11 protein-coding genes are annotated in these 15,057 nt (G+C 70.2%); 3 read left to right on the forward strand and 8 right to left on the reverse strand.

All coding sequences use genetic code 11. The features are described 5' to 3' along the window. Positions 1–102: 102 nt before the first annotated feature. Together DEU35_RS09625 and DEU35_RS09630 are read left to right on the forward strand one after the other, a co-directional pair. The gene (locus DEU35_RS09625; RefSeq protein ID WP_103208501.1) at positions 103–1,329 is read left to right on the forward strand and encodes an ROK family protein; all 1,227 of its coding nucleotides are present in this window, start codon (positions 103–105) and stop codon (positions 1,327–1,329) included. 98 nt (positions 1,330–1,427) lie between these two features. Further along, positions 1,428–2,711, forward strand: coding sequence for an alpha-amylase family glycosyl hydrolase (locus tag DEU35_RS09630; RefSeq protein ID WP_116239376.1), 1,284 nt, complete (start codon positions 1,428–1,430; stop codon positions 2,709–2,711). Between the two features lie 193 nt (positions 2,712–2,904). Here DEU35_RS09630 and DEU35_RS09635 read toward each other — a convergent pair whose 3' ends face one another. Then, positions 2,905–3,555 (reverse strand): response regulator, encoded by a 651-nt coding sequence (locus tag DEU35_RS09635; protein ID WP_103208498.1) that lies wholly within the window; start codon positions 3,553–3,555, stop codon positions 2,905–2,907. Further along, positions 3,552–5,165 (reverse strand): ATP-binding protein, encoded by a 1,614-nt coding sequence (locus tag DEU35_RS09640; protein WP_181904624.1) that lies wholly within the window; start codon positions 5,163–5,165, stop codon positions 3,552–3,554. The genes DEU35_RS09635 and DEU35_RS09640 overlap by 4 nt, the downstream gene beginning before the upstream one ends. Positions 5,166–5,330: 165 nt before the next feature. Here DEU35_RS09640 and DEU35_RS09645 point away from each other — a divergent pair, with 165 nt between their 5' ends. Continuing rightward, positions 5,331–6,857 (forward strand): CitMHS family transporter, encoded by a 1,527-nt coding sequence (locus tag DEU35_RS09645; RefSeq protein WP_116239377.1) that lies wholly within the window; start codon positions 5,331–5,333, stop codon positions 6,855–6,857. Positions 6,858–6,924: 67 nt separating this feature from the next. Here the strand turns inward: DEU35_RS09645 and DEU35_RS09650 are convergent, their stop codons facing one another. From DEU35_RS09650 to DEU35_RS09675, 6 genes are all read right to left on the reverse strand, one after another. Then, the gene (locus DEU35_RS09650; RefSeq protein WP_116239378.1) at positions 6,925–8,991 is read right to left on the reverse strand and encodes a TIM-barrel domain-containing protein; all 2,067 of its coding nucleotides are present in this window, start codon (positions 8,989–8,991) and stop codon (positions 6,925–6,927) included. Continuing rightward, positions 8,988–10,745, reverse strand: coding sequence for an amylo-alpha-1,6-glucosidase (locus DEU35_RS09655; protein ID WP_116239379.1), 1,758 nt, complete (start codon positions 10,743–10,745; stop codon positions 8,988–8,990). Before DEU35_RS09655 ends, DEU35_RS09650 begins: the two co-directional genes overlap by 4 nt. 17 nt (positions 10,746–10,762) lie before the next feature. After that, entirely contained in the window at positions 10,763–11,578 is an 816-nt protein-coding gene (locus DEU35_RS09660; RefSeq protein ID WP_056224288.1) for a carbohydrate ABC transporter permease, read from the reverse strand. Continuing rightward, positions 11,578–12,552: a carbohydrate ABC transporter permease gene (locus tag DEU35_RS09665; protein WP_116239380.1), complete on the reverse strand. Its 975-nt coding sequence runs from the start codon at positions 12,550–12,552 to the stop codon at positions 11,578–11,580. Before DEU35_RS09665 ends, DEU35_RS09660 begins: the two co-directional genes overlap by 1 nt. Before the next feature lie 28 nt (positions 12,553–12,580). After that, on the reverse strand, positions 12,581–13,831 hold the full coding sequence (locus tag DEU35_RS09670; RefSeq protein ID WP_116239381.1) for an extracellular solute-binding protein: 1,251 nt from the start codon (positions 13,829–13,831) through the stop codon (positions 12,581–12,583). Positions 13,832–13,932: 101 nt separating this feature from the next. Continuing rightward, entirely contained in the window at positions 13,933–14,934 is a 1,002-nt protein-coding gene (locus tag DEU35_RS09675) for a LacI family DNA-binding transcriptional regulator (protein ID WP_103208486.1), read from the reverse strand. Positions 14,935–15,057 lie beyond the last annotated feature (123 nt).

Raw genomic sequence — 15,057 nt, forward strand, 5'->3', positions numbered from 1 at the left:
GACTAAATCTAGTCGCCAAATCAATGTCGTGCAGGCAGTATTGCAGGGGGAACACACGGCGGTCAAGAGCGACCGCCCGACGCGAAGAGAGGGCGGATGCCGATGGATGCCGTGACCGCGACGCCCTCGCTGCGACGTCACAGCCTCGACGCCGTGCTGCGCCACGCCTGGCAGGTCGACGCCTTCACCGCCAGCGACGTGATCGCCGCGATCGGGGTGACCCGCTCCACCGCCATCGACGTGCTCGACGAGCTGACCGCGCGGCGCCTGCTCGCGGAGATGCCCAACGCGCGCGCCGTCGGCGAGTACTCCAAGGGGCGCCCCGCGCGCCGTTTCGCCTTCCGGCCCGAGGCGGGCGTCGTGGTGGGGGTCGACGCGGGACGCGGGCATCTGACGGCCACGGTGGCCGACCTGCGCGGCGAGACGCTCGCGACCTCGCGCCTGACGGTCGACCCCGAGCGCGATTCGCCCGAACGGCGCCGGCGTGCGGCGGAGGCGACCGTGGAGGCGACCCTGAAACGCGCACGACGCGATCGCTCCGAGATCGTCGCGCTGTGCGCGGGGGTTCCCGCCCCGGTCGACCGCGAGGGCCGCTCCCCCGTGCACCACGACCGCTTCTGGGAACGGATGAACCCCGGCTTCATCGACACCTTCCAGAGCTGGTCGCCCGTGGTGCGGGTCGAGAACGACGCGACCCTGGCCGCGGTGGCCGAGCACGCGCGCGGGGCGGCCGCCGATTGCGACGACTTCGTCGCCCTCTTGGCCGGTGAACGCTTCGGCGCCGGGATCTGCCTCGACGGGCACCTCCTGCGCGGAAAGCACGGCGGCGCGGGAGAGACCGTGGCCTTCGACCGCGTCGAGGGCGTCGGCAGCGCCGAGGGGCTCGCGCCCCGCTGCGTCGAGGCGGCGCGGGCGGCACTGCGCTCCGGCTCGCTGCCCGCGCAGAGCGCCCTGCACGACATCGACCCCGCGGCGATCGACGCCAAGAGCGTGCTCGACCTCGCGGCATCCGGAGATCCAGGAGCCCTCGCCGTCGCTCGCGAGGTGGGGGGCGCCCTCGCCGGCGTCGTGGGCATCTTCGGGAGCCTGTTCGACGTGGATCGCGTGATCGTCTCCGGCGCCATCGCCGCGGGCGCGGCCCCCATCATCACGGCCGCCATCGACGCCCTCCCGCGCGCGCTCGACCTCCCCGCCCCCGCGATCGTCGCCTCGACCCTCGGCGCCGACATCGTCTCGATCGGCGCGGTCGCCGCCGCCGTCGACGCCGCACGCGATCACGCCCTCGACCTGCCGGTCTTCTCCCTCCCGGACGACCGCGCGCGAGCGTGACCCCCGGCATCCGCCCCCACAACCCCCCGCGTCGCCGCGGCGACGGAGGGATAGCGTCGAACTGCGCCGGCGCCGACCCGCCGGGCCGAGGAGAATCCATGCCCGCGTGGCCCGAACACGTCATCTGGTGGCACGTCTACCCGCTGGGATTCGTCGGTGCGCCGATCCGTGACGACGTGGATCCGGATGCCGACCCGGTGCACCGTCTCGACCGCCTCGACCCGTGGCTCGACCACGTCATCGAGCTGGGGCTCAACGGTCTGCTCCTGGGCCCGGTGTTCGCGTCGGAGACACACGGCTACGACACCGTCGACCACCTCCGCATCGACCCACGACTCGGCGACACCGCTGATCTCGACCGACTCGTCTCCGCGGCGCGTGGGCGTGGCATCCGGGTCCTTCTCGACGGCGTCTTCAACCACGTCGGGCGGGGGCACCCGGCGTTCCGCGACCTGCGGGAGGACGGGCCGAGCCTGTTCCGGGGGCGGTGGGTCGACGGGCGCTTCGAGCCCGAGGTCTTCGAGGGGCACGACGCCCTCGTCGCGCTGGATCACGCGTCTGCCGACGTCGTCGATCTCGTGGTGGAGGTCATGTGTCACTGGCTCGACCACGGGATCGACGGATGGAGACTGGATGCCGCGTACGCGGTGCCGTCGTCGTTCTGGGCCCAGGTGCTTCCGCGGGTGCGCGAGCGCTTCCCCGACGCATGGTTCCTGGGCGAGGTCATCCACGGCGACGGTCCGCAGATCGTGCGGGAATCGACTATCGACTCGCTGACGCAGTACGAGCTGTGGCAGGGGATCTGGCACGGCATGTCCGACGGCAACCTCTTCGAGCTCAGCCACGCCATCGAGCGGCATGACGAGTTGCTGTCGACCTACGCCCCGCAGACCTTCGTCGGCAACCACGATGTCAGCCGTATCTCCTCGGCGGTGGGCGCGGATCTCGTGCCGCACGCCCTCGCGGTGCTGTTCACCGTCGCGGGAACGCCCTCGGTGTACGCCGGCGACGAGTTCGGGTGGACCGGGGTGAAAGAGGAGCGGCTCGGCGGCGACGATGCGGTGCGCCCGGAGTTCCCCGCGCGCCCCGACGAGGTCGATCCCGACGAGGGCATCCTGCGGGTGCACCGGGAACTGATCGCGCTGCGGCGCCGCAAACCATGGCTCTGGCGCGCGCACACCGACGTGATCGAGGTGACAAACACGGCGATCGCTCTGCGCACGGCCGTGGGAGACGACGCCGTGGTGGTGGCGCTGAACATCGGCGACGAGCCCGTATCGCTGCCGGTCGCCGACGGACGGCAGCTGGTCACGGGCGAGGGCGCGCCGGCGGACGGCCGGATCGAGCTGGGCCCGCGAGGGTGGGCGGTACTGGAGGCCTGAGCGCGGCGCGCTGATCCTCGCGCCCTGGCCGCGGCGCGAGGTCCCTGGACCCGCGCACCGAGGCCCCTGAGCCCGCGCACCGAGGTCCCTGAGCCTGTCGAAGGGACCGGGCTCCGCAGCACGCCCGGTGACGTCGACACGCTCAGCCACCTCTACCCCGCGCTGTGTCGAAGAATCGTGCCGCCTGCGCGAGTCAGCCCCCGGCGCGGAAGCGGTGCTCGGGGCGACCGGTGGTGCCGTAGCGCAGACTCACCTGCACGAGGCCCCTCTCGGCGAGGGCGGTCAAGTGGCGTTGCGCCGTCGCGCGCGAGACGCCGATGCGCTCGGCCACCTCGGTCGCCGAGGCCTCGTCAGCGCCGAGGGCGGCGAGCACGGTCTGCTCGGTCGCGGATCGGGCGAGAGAGGCACCCTCGCGCTCCCCGCGCATGACCGAGGCTGCGCGGTCGATGTCGTCCTGCGACAGGGGCCGCGGGCTCGCGAGGAGGTTGCGGTACCGCGCGTACCGGTCGAGGCGTTCCGCCAGCACCCGCGTGTCGAAGGGCTTCACGAGGAAGGCGAGGGCCCCGGCGGTGAACGCCCGGCGCACGGTCGCGGCATCCGTCGCCGCCGACAGGACGAACGCGTCGACGCCGGCCGAGCGCACCAACTCGATGCCGTCGCCGTCGGGGAGGTAGACGTCGGCCAGCAGCAGGTCGGGAGCGTGCGCGGCGAGCGCGGCGCGGGCCTCGCCGACGGTGCGCGCGGGCTCGAGCGCGACGAACCCCGGGCGCGCGGTCACGGCGTCGCGGTGCAGTCCCGCGACCCGGAAGTCATCGTCGACGACGAGGACGCGGATGTCTGTCATTCGGTTTCTCCTCGGGTCACGCCGGGCAGTCTCGCGGCCACGACGGCGCCGTGACCGTCGCCTCCCGGGTCGACGACCCAGACGTCGCCGCCGCGCCGACGGGCGAACTCGCGCGACAGGGGGAGGCCGATGCCGAGTCCGTGCACCGCGGAAGGGTCGTCGCTCCGCTCTCGCGGGAGGAAGGCGGCCTCGGGGTCGGCGATACCCGCCCCCGTGTCGCCGACCGTGAGCACGACGGCATCCCCGTCGCCGAGCACCGCCACCTCGACCTCTCGGGGTGCCGGCGCCGCCGCTGCCGCCGTCACGGCGTTGTCGACGAGGTTGCCGAGGACGGCCACGACGTCCTCGACCTCGTCGATCGGAGTGCGCAGGAACGTCTCGTCGGCGACGCGCAGCACCACGCCGCGCTCGCGGGCCGAGAGGGCCTTCGCCCCCAGGAACGACTGCAGCATCGCATCGCCCACGAGGTCGATCCCGGGCACCGCCCAGTCGACCGAGCCCCGGTCGACGAGATCGGCGAGGAAGGAGCGCGCCTCGTGGGTGCGCCCCGCGTCGAGCAGGCCCACCGCCGCGTGCAGCCGGTTGGCGTTCTCGTGCCGCTGCACGCGCAGCGCGTCGCCCATCGCGCGGACGCTGTCGAGCCGCCCCGAGAGCGCCATGACGTCGGTGCGGTCGCGAAGGGTCGCCACGCGTCCGAAGGTGCGGGCCCCGCGTCGCACCGGGCGCACGTCGACGAACACCACGCGGTCGCCCAGCGGAAGCCCGCTGGAGGCACCGGTGCCCGACAGTGCGGCGGTGACGGCCGGGGGCAGCCCGAGCTCGCGCACCGACCGACCCACGGCATCCGTCACTCCGAGAAGCCGTTCGGCGGCAGCCGTGCACACACGTACGACGCCCGTGTCGTCGAGGGCGACCACCCCTTCATCGGCGCTCTCGAGCACGGCGGTCTGCGTCTGGACGAGCGAGACCAGCTCCTCGGGCTGCACGCCGAGAGTGAGCCGCTCGAGGCGGCGGCGCATGAGCAGCGCGACCACGGCGCCGATCGCGACGGCGAGCGCCACGGCCACGGCGATCCCGCCGATGAGGGCCGGGAGGTCGTCGAAGACGCTCGCTCGCTCGAACCCGACGCTGACCTCCCCCACCGGGGACCCCCCACCGGGCGGGTAGATCGGCACCTTCGCGCGGGCGGACTCGCCGAGCGTCCCCGTCTCCCACGTGACCACCTCTCGCCCCGCCAACGCGTCCGCGAAGCTCGTGCTCACGACCTCTCCGAGACGATCGGGATCGGGATGGGCCAGACGGATGCCGTGATCGTCGGTGATGACGACGAACAACCCCTCCGTGCGGTTGGTGACATCGACCGCGTAACGCTGCAGCACGCCGTTGCGCAGGCCCGCGGCATCCGGGGTGCCGGGATCGGCCGAGTACGTCTCGACGAGGTCGCGGACCTCGGGGGCCTCGGCGACGGAGCGGGCGATGTTCAGCGCCGAGGAATCGGCCTCGGCCTTGAGCTGCTGCACGCCGAGCCAGGCGAAGACGGCGGTGCACACCGCGACGACGGCGACCTGCGTGGCGACCTGTACGACCAGCATGCGCGTGGCGAACCGCATGTGCCCCTCCCGCCTCGACTCACGTCCTCGTGCGCGAAATGCGCAGAACACACGGTACGCGCATAACCGTCCGCAATGCGAGCAAGCGCGCGTCGGACGCCCCGGCATCCGTAGTGTCGCCGGATCGAGCGCGAGAGACGCGCCCGTCACGACGAAGGAGTCGCGATGACCCCCCTGATCCTTGCGGCCGACGCGGCCGAGTACCCGGTGGCCTACACGCCCGCCGACGGGGTGCTCGTGGCCCTCGGCTTCCTCATGGTCCTGTCGTTCATGGCCCTGATCATGACGCGGCGCCTGACCCCGATGGTCGCCCTGATCGTCGTTCCCACGGTCTTCGGCCTCATCGCCGGTGCGGGCCTGGGCCTCGGCGACATGGTGATCGACGCGATCAGCAAGATGGCTCCGACGGCCGCCCTGCTCATGTTCGCGATCATGTACTTCGGCATCATGATCGACGTCGGGCTCTTCGACCCGCTCATCCGCGTGATCACGCGCGTGCTGGGCGACGACCCGGCCAAGATCGTCCTCGGCACGGCCATCCTCGCCGGGGCCGTCTCTCTCGACGGCGATGGCTCGACGACCTTCATCATCACCACCTCGGCGATGCTGCCGCTGTACCTGCGCCTGGGCATGAGCCCCGTCGTGCTCACCTGCGTCGCGGGTCTCATGAACGGCACGATGAACATCGTTCCCTGGGGCGGACCGACGGTTCGCGCCGCGACCGCCCTCGGCCTCCAGCCCACCGACGTCTTCGTGCCGATGATCCCCTCGCTGCTTGCCGGCCTGGTCGTCTCTCTCGCCTTCGCCTGGTTCCTGGGCCTCGCCGAGCGCAAGCGTCTCGCCGGCGCGGTCGACACCTCGAAGCTCGACGCCACCGGCGGCTTCGGCCGCCTCGGCGCACCGAAGCTGTTCCGCGGCGCGGAGCCCAAGCCCGGCGCGGTCGCCTCGCTGCGCACCGGCAACATCGTCACCGTCCGCGGCGGCCGCGACGCCGTCGCCGCGACCCAGCTCGTCGACACCGCCGACACCGCGATGGCCGACACCATGCTCGACCCGAACCGCGCGACGCTGCGACCCAAGCTCCTCTGGTTCAACCTGGCGCTGACGGCGGCGGTCATGGTCCTGCTGGTGATGGACCTGTTCCCGCTGGCCTTCGTGTTCATGGTCGGCGCGGCGCTGGCGCTCATCGTGAACTTCCCCAAGCTCCGCTCGCAGGCCGACGAGATCGTCGCGCACGCGCCGAGCATCGTCGGCGTCGTGTCGATGGTGCTCGCCGCGGGCGTCCTGGTCGGCGTGCTCAACGGAACGGGCATGGTGACGGCGATGGCGTCGTGGATCACCGAGGTGATCCCCTCGTCGATGGGACCGTTCCTCGCGGTCATCACCGGCGTGCTGTCGATCCCGTTCACGTTCTTCATGTCGAACGACGCGTTCTACTTCGGCATCCTGCCGGTGCTCGCCGAGAGCGCCGCGAACTACGGCATCGCCCCGGTCGAGATGGCGCGCGCGTCGATCACCGGCCAGCCGGTGCACCTGCAGAGCCCGCTGGTCCCGGCGATCCTGCTGCTCGTCTCGCTCGCGGGCGTCAACCTCGGCGACCACCACAAGAAGGTGCTGTGGCGGGCGACGGTCGTCTCGCTCGTCATGCTCGCCGTCGGCGTGCTCGTGGGCGCGGTGCCCTTGCTGGGCTGACACCCGGAACACGACGAGACCCCGGATGCCATGGCATCCGGGGTCTTCTCGCTCTCACCCTCGCCCCTCACGTCGTCGCGGATCGGCCCTGGAGAGCGAAGCGGACCGCCGCGACCACCTCCGGCATCGCGCCGTCGCGGACGAACAGGGGGATGCGCTCGAGAGGGGCGTCCACCTCGATCTCTTCCCCGCCGCGGTGCACAGCTCCGGTCCACAGGTCGGTCCAGTCCGCGCCGGCCGGCAGCATCACGTTCCGGGCTCGGATGCCGGGCTCGACGACGGGAGCCACGAGCAGATCCGGGCCGAGCAGGTATTGGTCCTTCACGCTCCAGGACCGGGCGTCGGCCGGGAACTCGTGGAACAGCCCCCGCAGCACCGGCTGACCGTCGTCGTGCGCGTCACGCATGACCGTGCGCAGGTACGGGCGCAGTGCCTCGCGCGCGAAGAGGTAGCGCTCCAGGATCGGCGCGGCCTCGTCGCCGAAGCTCCACACCTCGTTGGGCCCGCCGGTTGGCGAGCGCCGTGACCCGTCGGCGGCGTACACCTCTCGCGTGGGCAGGCGATCGCCGTGCAGGCGCATCACGGGGCTGAACGCCCCGAACTGGAACCATCGCACGAGCAACTCGCGGAAACCCTCGTCGTCGGGGTCTCCGTGGTGGAAGCCGCCGATGTCGGTGGTGAACCACGGGATGCCCGCGACGCCCATGTGGATCCCGGCCGTGATTTGCGCGCGCAGCGCTGCGAAGGTCGAGGCGATGTCGCCCGACCACACCAGGGCTCCGTACCGCTGCGATCCGGCCCAGGCCGTGCGCAGCAGGTTCACGACCTCGGTCTCACCGTCGCCCCACTGCCCCTCGGCGAAGGCGCGTGCGTAGTGCTGCGGGTACAGGTTGCCCACCTGCGCGACCGGACCCGCGTGATACCGATAGTTGTCGTAGTCGTAGAGCCCGAACTCGGGTTCGGCCTCGTCGAGCCAGAAGGTGCGGATGCCGTGCCGCCCGTAGTTCTGACGGCATCGCTGCCACACGAAGTCGCGTGCACGCGGGTTCGTCGCGTCGAGGAAGGCGCTCGGACCCTCGAAGGACATGTGCACGTCGAGCCCGCGCTCGGCACGGACGAGGAGGTTCTCCTTCTTCATGCGCGCGTAGTTCTCGCTCTCGAGCGACACCTGCGGCCAGACCGACACCATCAGCTCGACGCCGAGGCTGTCGAGCTCGCGCACCATCGCCTCGGGGTCGGGCCAGAACTCGTCCTCGAAGCGGAAATCGCCCATCTTCGGCCAGTGGAAGAAGTCGGCGACGATCACGTCGAGCGGCAGTCCGCGGCGGGTGTGCTCCCGGGCGACGGCGAGCAGCTCGTCCTGCGAGGAGTACCGCAGCTTGCACTGCCAGAACCCCAGACCGCGCTCGGGCATCATCGGGGCGTGCCCCGTGGCATCCGCGTACGCCCGCGCGATCTCACGCGGCGTCTGTCCCGCGGTCACCCAGTAGTCGAGCTGCTCGGTCGACTCGGCCTCCCATCGGGTGCCGTTCGCGGCGAACGTCGCCCTCCCGATCGCCGGGTTGTGCCAGAGGAAGCCGTAACCGCGGCTCGACATCACGAACGGAACGCTCGACTGCGAGTTGCGATGCGCGAGCTCGAGGGAGCACCCCTTCAGGTCCAGAACGTCCTGCTGGTACTGCCCCATGCCGTACAGCCGCTCGTCGGCGGCGGTCTCGAACGACGCGGTCAGTCGCACGTCGCCGCCGAGGATCGGTCGGTGCTCTCGCGCCACGAGGGCCAGCGACCCGCCGGCATCCCTCTCCTGGAAGAGCAGACGGCCCGAGGCGTCGAAGAAGGCGAGATGGCAGAAGTTGCGGTCGTATCCGGTCTGCAGCTGGATGCCGGTGCTCGAGGTCGCCACCACCCGCAGGCGCCCGTTCGTCAGGGTCGCCCGCTCTGCGTCGACCTCGATCGTCGCGTCGACGGGATCGGCGGGAAGGAGCGCCCAGTCATGGTCGGCGACGTCGTGCATGAGGCGCGCACGCACGCGGACGCTGTCTCGGCCCCACGGCTCGATCAGCACGGTCTCGCCGTCCCCGCGCCAGAGGAGGCGTGTCCCGTCGACGCAGAAGTGCGCGGTGACGGCGGTCACACGCGCGCCTCGACGTCTGCAGCGCCCGTGGCGCGGGCCGCGCGACGGCGTTCGACGTGGTCGTGCGCGAAGACCAGGTACACGCTCGCGGTCCAGGTGTAGGCGCGGTCGCGGAGCCCCTCGCCAGTCAGGGCGTCGAAGTTCTCGGCGAAGCCGGAGCGCTCGCACAGGGCGCGGAACCGCTCGCTGATCGTGTCGGCGAGCGCGTCGCGACCGCCGCGGCGCAGCCCCTCCTCGATGAGCATCGTCGAGGGTGCCCAGATGGGTCCCCTCCAGTACCCGTCGCTCTCGTACTCCTCCGTGTCGATGCGCTGGGTCGCCGGTCCCCACTCGGTCAGGTGCGCCGCGATCCCGTCGGCGAGCGTGTCGACCACCTCGCCGGGCAGCCGCGGCGAGGCGAGCACGGGCAGCAGATTGAGCAGGCTCGTGCGCTTGCTGCGCGCACGGCTCAGAGCGCCCACGGCGAAGAAGCCGTCGGCGTCGCGCAGCTCGGTCAAGAGCGCCAGCTCCACTCGGTCGCGTTCGTCGCGCCAGTGGGCTGCGTCGTCGAGCCCGAGCTCGTCGGCGAGGTCGGCGACGACGTCGAGCTGCACGGCGAGGAAGGCCGCGAGGTCGGGCGCCTCGATGACGCGGTCGTGGTCGAAGGTCGTGGAGTTGTCCCAGCCACTGTCGTTGCCGTGCTGGTAGTAGGGCAGTGCACGACCCGCGACCGTGCGCGAATCGAGCCAGAACCGCGACCAGCGCGCGAGTCGCGCGTAGACCGTCTCGAGCTCGACCCGGCCAAGGGGGCGGCCCAGCCGTTCGCGCAGGCGGGTCAGCGCCCACCCGTGGATCGGCGGCTTGACGAAGTTGTAGAGCACCTCGGAGTGGGTGATCGAATCGGGCATCGCACCCGCGGCATCCTGATGGTCGAACGGCGCCAAGAACTGGTCGAGCGCCAGCTCGGGGGCCCCGGGCGCGAGGGCCAGGGCGTTGAAGGTGTGATCCCAGCTCCAGACCTTGTCCATCCAGTGCTTCGACATCAGCACCGACTCTCGAGTCACGAAGCCCGCGGGCGCCACCGTGGCCGACCACAGCACGTAGGCGGCGAGCGCCACGGCAGGGGTGTCATCGGTTCGCCACCCGCCGACCGCGGCCAGGTACTCCTCGAACTCCTCCGTCACGCGCTGCGCCACCTCGGCGAAGGTCTCGAACGAGGTGAATGCCGGCGCTGCGGTCTCGATCTGCTCGACCGCGATCTCCCACCCGTCAGCGCCGCTCACCGTCACCGCGCGCACGCTCTGGCCGAGGGCCTCCTCCCCCTCGGCGGAGGCCGAACCCGTCAGCACGCTGATGCGGTAGCGCCGGCCCGTCTCGTACGAGGTGAACACCCACGATCCGTCGCGGGGCTCGCGGAAGAAGTACGAGCCGGTGAACGGGGTGAGCTCCTCAGCGGCATCCGAGAGCACGAGATCGGCCCCGGCACCCTTCAGTCGCACCACGTCGACCGACTCGAACACCGCCGAGGCGACGGCCTCTCCCCCGACCAGCCACGACAGCGTCGAGGGGTCGGCCGAGGTCTCGGCATCCACCGACGAACCGTCCCGGCGCAGAGACAGACGCAGCACCGCGTGCATCCCGGTGAGGTGCGACACGAGGTGAACGTCATCGACGCGGCGGTGCAGCCCGATCACGGGCGACAGGTTCATCCACGATCCGCGACGGCTGAAGGGGATTTCGCGCACGTCGAACGACGGCAGGGAGGGAACGGACACGAAGAGCCTTTCGAGGGTCAGTCTTTGACAGCGCCGGCGGTGACACCGGCCGCCACGTAACGCTGAGCGAGGATGAGCAGGACGGCGGCGGGAATGGATGCCACGACGGCGGTCGCCATGATCGCGTTCCACTCCTGGTTGTTGTTGCCGATGTAGCGGTAGATGCCGATCGTGATGGGCTGCAGCTTGCCTCCGCTGTTCAGGGTCGAGGCGAAGATGAAGTCCGACCACGACCACAGGAACGCGAACAGCGACACCGTCACGATCGAGTTGCGGCTCACGGGCAGCACGATCGAGCGGAAGGTGCGCCACGTTCCGGCCCCGTCGATGCGGGCGGCGGCGAGCAGTTCGTCGGGTATGCCGCGCATGAACGCGGTGAAGATCAGCACGCCGAACGGCACCGCGAGCGTGGAGTCGGCGAGGATCAGCCCCGGCACGGTGTTGAGGATCCCGGCGTTGAGGTAGATCGCGTAGAACCCCATCGCCATGATGATCCCCGGGATCATCTGCGCGATGAGCAACGCGAAGCTCAACGCGTTGCCGCCGCGCGGGCGCAGTTTGGCGAGGGCGTAGGCCGCCGGAGCCGACAGCACGAGGGTCAGCACCACCGTGCCGACACCGATGACGAAGCTCGTGCCGAGGTAGGGCAGCTGGTCGGACACCACCTTCTCGTACCCCTCGAAGGTCGGGGTGAGCGGGAACAGGTCGGGCGGCGACTTGCGCATGTCGCTCTGCGGGGTGAGCGAGACATTGATCATCCAGTAGATCGGGAACAGCATGATCCCGGTCAGAACCACCCCCACGAGGGTGATCCACCACGGTCGACGTTTCATCAGACCTCCAGACGGCGCTGGGCGCGGATGTAGATCAGCCCGAACACGAGGGCGATCACGATGAGCAGGTTGCCGACCGCGGCTGCGGGACTGAGATCGGGCAGGGCCGAACCGAAGCCCAACCGGTAGGACCAGATCGCGAACGTGGTGGAGCTGGAGCCCGGACCGCCGCGCGTCATGATCCAGATGATGTCGAACACTTTCAGCGTGTAGACCAGCCCCAAGAGGATGGTGATCGCCGAGACCGGGCGCAGCAGCGGGAAGGTGATGCGCCAGAACTTCTGCCACGCGTTCGCCCCGTCGATGGATGCCGCCTCGTAGATGTCGGTCGAGATGTTCTGCAGGCCGCTGTAGAGGATGACGAGGTTGAACGGCACGCCGATCCAGATGTTCGCGATGAGGACCGACACCAGCGCCCACTGCGGGGACGTCAGCCAGTTCACCGGATCGATGCCCGCCGCGCTGAGAGCGGCGTTGACCACTCCCGAGTCGGAATTGAGCATCCACGACCACGCCGAGGCCGAGACCAGCAGCGGCAGCAGCCACGGCACGAGGAAGAGCGCGCGAAGCGTCGCCGAAAGCGGGAAGCGCTGGAAGAAGAACACCGCCAGCGCCATGCCGAGCGAGTACTGGAACGCGATCGAGACGAGGGTGAACGTAGCGGTGTTGGCGAGGGCCGGCCAGAAGGTGGGGTCCTGGAAGATCGCGACGTAGTTGGCGAACCAGACGAAGGGCGCGTTCCCGTCGATGAACGAGCGGACCGTGTAGTCGCGCAGGCTCAGGTCGAGGTTGCGGTAGAGCGGATAGGCGTAGAAGACGACCAGGTAGACGACGACGGGGGCGAGGAACGCCCACGCCGCCCACTGCCCCCGGCGCCGCGGACGGCGACCGGGGGTGGGGAGGGCAGCGGATCGCTCCGCCGCCCTCCCGGTGTCGCCGGTGCCCGTCGAAGCAGTGATCTGCGTCGCGGTCATGTCGGCGTACCCCTTTCGATGGATGGGATCACTTGGACGAGGCGGCCTGCTGAGCCGCCTTCAGGGCGTCCTGCGGCGACTGGGCGCCGGTGAGGGAGTTCTGCACCGCTGTCCACAACTGCTCGGAGATGACCGGGTACTTCACACCGAGGTTGTCTCCGGTACGCGCCTTGGCGGCACCGACGGCCTCGATCCAGGGCTCGAGCGTGGGATCCTTCGCGAGCTGCGCCTTCTGCGCCTCGGGAGTCGCGGCGATGTAGTTCAACGTGTTGTCGGTGTCGACCACGTTCGCGGTGCTGGTGAGGCACTCGACGATCTTCGACGAGGTGGCGTAGCGGGCGGAATCCTTCTGGACCGGCAGCGTCAGGAACTCGCCTCCGGTGGGAGCCGGTGCCGCGCCGCCCTTGGCCGCGGGGATGGGTATGACCTCGTAGCCCGCCTTGGCCGCGCCGGCCTTCTGCCAGGTGCCGTTCTCGGCGAAACCGAAGTCGCCGGTCTGGAACTCCTGCCAGCTGGTGGTCTGCGTGTTGTTGATGACCGAGTTCGGCGCCCAGCCCTTCTTCACCCAATCCGTCCAGAGTTGCACGGCCGAAGCGGCCTGCGAGGAGTCGAGCTGCGTGAGGTCTGCGCCCGCTCCCCAGAACCAGGGCAGGAACTGGAAGCTGCCCTCTTCGGTGCCGATCCCCGAGAAGGTGATGCCCTTCTTACCGGATGCCACGACCTTCTCGATCGCGCTGTTCAGGCTCGACCAGTCCTTGATGGAGGACGGGTCGACGCCCGCGGCGCTGAGAACGGTGGGGTTGTAGTACAGGGCGAGGGTGTTCGCCCCGATCGGGACGCCGTAGGTCTTCCCGTCGACGACCGAGGCGCCGAGGATGTTCTCGGCGACGTCGCCGACCTGCAGGCCGTTCTCGTCGGTCGAGGTGACGATGCCCGCCTCGACCAGCGTCGAGACCGCGGGGTTGTCGATCAGCAGGATGTCGGGCGAATCGCCCTGCTGTCCGGCGAGGAGGGCCTTGCTGGTCAAGTCGCTGGTGTCGAAACCGGTGCGTTCGACGGTGACGCCGGCGTCGGCCGCGCATTTGTCGATGACTTTGGCCCAGTCCGAGCTGGCGTCGTACTGCGGGTACGGGTCCCAGAAGGTGTAGGTGCCGCCGGCGGCGTCGGTGCTACCGGAACCTCCGGCGCCACCGCCGGAGCAACCGGCCAGGACACCGACGGCGACGGCGCCGATGGCGAGCGCTCCGAGAGCGCGGGTACGGGTGATTGACGTGCTCACTTGCGATTTCCTCTCTGAAATGTGACTGCGTTGTCGTGCGAGCGACGCGTTGAACCGGTTCGACGATGAGCCGACGAGAACGGGGCGCGTCTACCGCCCCGTCAGGCGGTGCTCCCCCGGTCGGTCAGTTCCGGCTCGATGAACCCGACCACGGGGGGTCCGTAGGCGGGTTCGGCGATACGCCGGACGAGGTGCTGGACCGCCTTGCGGCCCAGACCGTCGGGGGAGGTCTCCACTGCCGTGTACGGCAGAAGGAAGGTGCGTCCGAAGTCCCTCGAATAGAGGCTGACGACGGAGAGGTCTCGGGGGACCAGGGTGCCGCGCTCACGGAGCACGCCCGGGAGCGCCGCGATCGAGGCGTCGTTGTGCACGATGAGCGCCGTGGCGTCGGTGCGCGTGTCGAGGATCGCGTTGAGGCTGCGCTCGATCCCGGGCTGCTGCGATTCGCCGTAGTGAGCATGGATGCGGATGCCGTACCGTGCCGCGCGCTCGAGTGCGGCGTCACGGAAACGCCAGGCGTAGGCGCCGCCGCGCTCGAACACGTGCCGCGGGGGCGAGACGAGGACGATGTCGTGGTGACCGAGGCCGTAGAGGTGGTCGACGATGAGGCGCGCCGCTTCGCCGAAGTCGAGGTCGAAGACGTCGAGGCCCTCGGTGTCGCGGGGAAGACCCACGAGCGCGCCGGGCTGTCGAGCCTGACGGAGCGCCTCGAGACGGGGGTCGTCGTGAGTGACGTCGAGCAGGACGACCCCGTCGACCATGTTCGACGACGTGATGCGACGGATCGCTCCCGGGCCGTCGCCGTCGGTGACCATGAGGATGTCGTAGCCGAGCTCGCGGGCGGCGTCCGACACGGCGAGGATGTACTGCAGCATGGCCGGCGGGAACTCGTCTTCGTGGAACTGCAGCAGCAGCCCGAGGACCATGGTCTGCGAGGTGGCGAGGGCGCGAGCCCCCGCATTCACGGTGAATCCCAGCTCCGAGATCGCGGCGTCGATACGCTCGCGGGTCTCGCGAGAGATGGGGCGGTTACCGGACAGCGCGTACGAGACGGTGCTGCGCGAGACTCCCGCGGCCTTGGCCACGTCACCGATGGTGGTCATTCCCCCGCTCCCTTCATCGTCGAACCGGTTCGATCAGTGTAGCGCCACGAATCGCACTCAGCAACATTTTTGCAGTCGAACGAGCGTGTTTTTTCCCACCCGTCTCGGCACCCTCGACCGCGC

Source organism: Microbacterium sp. AG157 (assembly GCF_003385695.1).
Lineage (GTDB): Bacteria > Actinomycetota > Actinomycetes > Actinomycetales > Microbacteriaceae > Microbacterium > Microbacterium testaceum.